Annotated in this window: 1 protein-coding gene; it reads left to right on the forward strand. The window is 60.0% G+C overall.

What is annotated here, in order from left to right:
- Nucleotides 1–345, forward strand: a 345-nt coding sequence (locus tag GPK83_RS12475) for a tetratricopeptide repeat protein (RefSeq protein WP_215704921.1), incomplete at both ends; no start/stop codon positions are given.

A 345-nucleotide genomic window follows, 5' to 3' on the forward strand; every position in this document is an offset into this window, starting at 1 on the left:
CACTGGGTGCGCGCGGCGGCGTATCAGCGCTACGGTGAAGGTATGTACCGGCTGGGCGTATGCTATGAATACGGCGACGGCGTGGAGCAAAACTGGGAGCATGCTGTGCATTGGTTCCGCGAGGCGGCAGAGAGTGGCGTGAGCACGGCAATGACGGATCTGGGATACTGCTATGAAAAGGGCTGCGGCGTGGAACAGAGTTGGGAGCAGGCCTTTTCCTGGTATCGCAGGGGTGCGGAGTGCGGCGATTTGCGATCCATGCATAATCTGGGATACTGCTATGAAAAGGGCCGCGGCGTGGAGCAGAGTTGGGAGCAGGCCTTTTCCTGGTATCGCAGAGGTGCG

The organism is Clostridium sp. MCC328 (genome assembly GCF_018785465.1).
GTDB lineage: Bacteria > Bacillota > Clostridia > Lachnospirales > Lachnospiraceae > Pilosibacter > Pilosibacter fragilis.